This window comes from Streptomyces bobili (assembly GCF_002154575.1).
Classification (GTDB): Bacteria; Actinomycetota; Actinomycetes; order Streptomycetales; family Streptomycetaceae; genus Streptomyces; species Streptomyces bobili.
Genome location: NZ_MUBA01000683.1, coordinates 1 through 4,274, shown reverse-complemented (window position 1 = coordinate 4,274; position 4,274 = coordinate 1). Strand labels below are relative to the sequence as shown.

The 4,274-nt window shown below is 72.3% G+C and carries 5 protein-coding genes; 2 read left to right on the top strand and 3 right to left on the bottom strand.

Translation table 11 applies throughout. The features are described from left to right. Positions 1-1,095 (bottom strand): glycosyltransferase family 4 protein (locus BZL64_RS36175; protein WP_086773271.1); only part of this gene is annotated, 1,095 nt, incomplete at its 3' end. Between the two features lie 210 nt (positions 1,096-1,305). On the opposite strand from BZL64_RS36175, the gene BZL64_RS36170 reads away from it, so the two are divergent. Next, the gene (locus BZL64_RS36170) at positions 1,306-1,953 is read left to right on the top strand and encodes a TetR family transcriptional regulator (protein WP_086773270.1); all 648 of its coding nucleotides are present in this window, start codon (positions 1,306-1,308) and stop codon (positions 1,951-1,953) included. Between the two features lie 15 nt (positions 1,954-1,968). On the opposite strand, the gene BZL64_RS36165 is transcribed toward BZL64_RS36170, so the two are convergent. Continuing rightward, on the bottom strand, positions 1,969-2,217 hold the full coding sequence (locus BZL64_RS36165) for a ferredoxin (protein WP_086773269.1): 249 nt from the start codon (positions 2,215-2,217) through the stop codon (positions 1,969-1,971). Between the two features lie 4 nt (positions 2,218-2,221). Then, positions 2,222-3,679, bottom strand: coding sequence for an aldehyde dehydrogenase (locus tag BZL64_RS36160; RefSeq protein WP_086773268.1), 1,458 nt, complete (start codon positions 3,677-3,679; stop codon positions 2,222-2,224). Between the two features lie 131 nt (positions 3,680-3,810). On the opposite strand from BZL64_RS36160, the gene BZL64_RS36155 reads away from it, so the two are divergent. Further along, the coding region (locus tag BZL64_RS36155) for an MBL fold metallo-hydrolase (RefSeq protein WP_143663415.1) at positions 3,811-4,274 on the top strand (464 nt) is incomplete at its 3' end.

Sequence of the window (4,274 nt, the reverse complement as noted above, 5' to 3'; positions counted from 1 at the left end):
CCGCAGTCCGGGGTCGGCGAGGAGCCGGCTCAGCGCGGTGGCCAACGCTCCCGCGTCGCCCGGCGGTACGGCCAGGCAGGTCTCGCCGTCGCGTCCGGCGACCTCGGGGGTGGCGCCGCCGGTGGTGGCGACGAGTTCGGCGTCGGAGATGCCCTTGACGAACTCGATGGCGCCTTCGAGGCCGTAGCGCTCGACCGCGGCGGCGACGGGGCCCTCCTTCGGGCGCTTGCCGACGACGACGAGGTGGGCGTTCGGCTGCTCGGTACGGACCTTGGCGAGCGCCTCGACGAGGAAGACCAGGCCCTTGAGCGGCACGTCCGCGCTGGACGTCGTCACGATGCGGCCCGGCACGACGGGCACGGACGGGTCGGGCGCGAACAGGTCGGTGTCGGCGCCGATATGGACGACGTGGATGCGCTCGTCGCGGACCCCGAGGTGCTCGACGATCTCCTGGCGGGAGGTGCCGGAGACGGTGAGCACGGACGGCAGCCGGCGGGCGACGCGCTTCTGCATGCGGGTGAAGGCGTACCAGCGGCGCACCGAGGCGCGCCGCTTGCGTCCCTCGGCGGCGTCCAGCTCCAACCGCCGGTCGACGGTGATGGGGTGGTGGATGGTGGTGACCAGCGGGGCGCCGACATCGCCCAGCAGGCCGTAGCCGAGGGTCTGGTTGTCGTGCACGACGTCGAACTCGCCGCGCCGGGCGCGCAGATGGCGGCGGGCGCGCAGCGAGAAGGTGAGCGGCTCGGGAAAGCCGCCGGTCCACATCGTCGCCACTTCGAGGGCGTCGATCCAGTCGCGGTACTCGCCGCGTCCCGGAGTGCGGAACGGGTCCGGCTGACGGTAGAGGTCCAGGCTGGGCAGCTCGGTGAGGGACAGCCGGTCGTCGTGGCCCTCGTCGAGGACCGGGTAGGGCTGGGAGCCGATGACCTCGACGCGGTGGCCCAGGCGGGCCAGTTCACGCGAGAGGTGGCGGACGTAGACGCCCTGGCCGCCGCAGAACGGGTTTCCCTTGTAGGTGAGGAGCGCGATGTCGAGCGGTCGCCCGCCGTCCGCGGCGAGGTCCTGGGACCCCGCCTGACTGGCCTCAGCGGTCACTCCGGGCCCCCTTCTGCCTGCACTGTCCCGCGAGACTACGACGGGACGCTAATCTAGAACAAGTTTCAGACTTGATCGTCCGGGAGGCTCTGAATCTACCGGCAGGTAAGGACGCTGTGAGCCGTGGATCAGGTGATTCACGCCACGACCCGGCGCCCCGTTTCCGCTGAGTGATCCCAGGCCCTCACCGACCGTCACGGAACGGGGCCCATGCCCGCGCACGCCAAGGGGGACAAGGTGGATACGAGCATCCAGCGCCCCTCCGCCGCTCCCCTCACCGAGCGGCAGGAGGCCCGCCGCCGCCGCATCCTGCACGCGAGCGCCCGACTGGCGAGCCGGGGCGGGTTCGACGCGGTGCAGATGCGGGAGGTCGCCGAGTCCTCGCAGGTGGCCCTCGGCACGCTCTACCGCTACTTCCCGTCCAAGGTGCATCTGCTGGTCGCCACGATGCAGGATCAGTTGGAGCGGATGCACGGCACGCTGAGGAAGAAGCCCCCGGCGGGCGACACCCCGGCCGAGCGGGTCGCGGAGACCCTGATGCGCGCCTTCCGGGCCCTCCAGCGCGAGCCGCACCTGGCCGACGCGATGGTCCGCGCCCTCACCTTCGCCGACCGCAGCGTCTCCCCCGAGGTCGACCAGGTCTCCCGCCAGACCACCGCGATCATCCTCGACGCGATGGGCCTGGCGGACCCCACCCCGCAGCAGCTCTCCGCGGTCCGCGTCATCGAACACACCTGGCACTCGGCCCTCATCACCTGGCTCTCGGGCCGGGCCTCCATCGCCCAGGTCCGCATCGACATCGAAACGGTCTGCCGCCTGATCGACGTGACGGAGCCGGAGCCGGGGGCACGGGAGTAGAGCCCGCTCCCGGCTCTACTCCTCCGGCGGGAACACCGCCTCCCCGTTCTCCGCCAGGGTGATCACGATCGCCTCGACCGGGCAGCTCTCCGCGGCCTCCAGGACGCGTTCGTCGGCGCCCGTGTCGGGGGCGCTCGGGTGGGACTGGCGGGCGGGGTCGAGACGGAAGCGGTCGGGGGCGTGGTGCAGGCACTGCGCGGAGCCGATGCACAGGGAGCGGTCGACCTCGACGTGCCAGCGGTCTCCCGTCCCGGATACGCCCATCCGCTCAGCCCTCCCAGCCGGCCGGCAGGTGGATCATCTTGTGCTCCAGGTACTCGCCGTACCCTTCGGGACCGAACTCCCGGCCCAGGCCGCTGTTCTTGTAGCCGCCGAACGGGCCGAGCATGTCGAGGCTGAAGGTGTTCACGGAGTACGTCCCGGTGCGGACCTGGCGGGCCACCTCGATGCCGTGCCCGACGTCCGCGGTCCACACGCTGCCGCTCAGGCCGTAGTCGGAGTCGTTCGCGATCTTCACGGCCTCGGCCTCGTCGCCGTAGGGAAGGAGGCAGATCACCGGGCCGAAGATCTCCTCGCGGGCGATCCGCATGGAGTTGTCGACGTCACCGAAGAGGGTCGGCTCGACGTACCAGCCGCGGTCCAGGCCGGGCGGTCGGCCGCCGCCCGTGAGGATCTTCGCGCCCTCCTCCTGGCCGATGCGGATGTAGTCGAGGTTGCGCTGCTGCTGGCGCCTGGCGACCAGCGGGCCGACCTGCGTCGCGGGGTCCAGCGGGTCGCCGACGACCAGCGCGCCCGCCGCCGCCGCGAGGGCGTCCGCGAACTCGTCGTAGCGGGAGCGCGGCAGCAGGATGCGGGTCTGGGCGACGCAGGCCTGGCCGTTGTTCATCCAGGCCGCCGAGACGATCCCGGGGACGGTCGCCTCGATGTCCGCGTCCGGCAGGACGACCGCCGCCGACTTGCCGCCCAACTCCAGGGTGACGCGGGTGAGGTTGCGGGCGGCGACCTCCATCACGCGCCTGCCGGCCGCCACCGATCCGGTGAAGGAGACCTTGTCGACGCCGGGATGCCCGACCAGGTACTCGCTGACCTCCCGGTCCGCGGGCAGGATCGACAGGACGCCCTCGGGCAGCCCCGCCTCTCGGGTGATCTCCGCCAACAGGTAGGCGTCCAGGGGTGATTCGGGCGACGGCTTGAGCACCACCGTGCAGCCGGTGAGCAGCGCGGGCGCGAGCTTGGCGGCGGCCACGAACTGCGGGACGTTCCAGGGGGCGACCGCGGCCACCACCCCGACCGGTTCGCGCCGCACCAGGATCTTCCCGAGGACGCCGTCGCGCCGCTCCTCGACGGGGAAGCCGCGCGCGACGGTGATCGCCGCGTCCCACACCATCATCGCGCCGAGGGCCTGCGCGAGGACGCTCCAGGAGTACGGGGAGCCGTTCTCGGAGGAGATCACGCGGGCGATCTCCTCGTGCCGGGCGGCGATCCCGTCCTTGATGCGGGTGACGACCGCGATCCGCTCCGCCAGCGGCAGCCGGGGCCACGGCCCCTCGTCGAAGGCCCGCCGCGCCGCCGCGACCGCCCGGTCCACGTCGGCGGGCGAGGCGTGCGGTACGCGCCCGATGACCTCCTCGGTGTGCGGCGAGACGACCTCGATGACGTCCTTGCCGAGGGGGTCGGTCAACTCCCCGCCGATGAACAGCTGTCCGTGTTCCACTAGCTCGGCCATGGCGACTGCCTCCCGAGGGCGCCGGCGTCTCTGAGTCTGTGCCGACGTGCCTGAACGAAGTTTCTGACGGTGTCTCAGAAACTGATACCAGTTCTCGTTATAGTGGGCAATGGCCGTGGGACGGAGGGCGCATGACGAGCAGCGTGGACGGGGACCCCGTACCCCCGACGACGTACGACCACGGCGGGGGCGTGCGCTCGCTGCGCGTGCCCATCCCGGACAATCCCCTCGGGCACACCCTGGTGTACGTCGTCGACACCGACCGCGGGCCGGTCCTCGTCGACACCGGCTGGGACGACCCGGCCTCCTGGGACGCCCTGACCGCCGGGCTCACCGCCTGCGGCACCTCCGTCACCGAGCTGTACGGCGTCGTCGTCACCCACCACCACCCCGACCACCACGGCCTGTCGGGCGCGGTGCGCGAGGCCTCCGGGGCGTGGATCGCGATGCACGCGGCGGACGGCGCGATCGTCCGGCGGACCCGCGCGACCCGGCCCGCCCGCTGGTACGCGTACATGACGGACAAGCTGGTGGCCGCCGGTGCCCCCGAGGAGCACGTGGCCCCGCTGCGCACCGCTCGGCGCCGCGCCTTCCC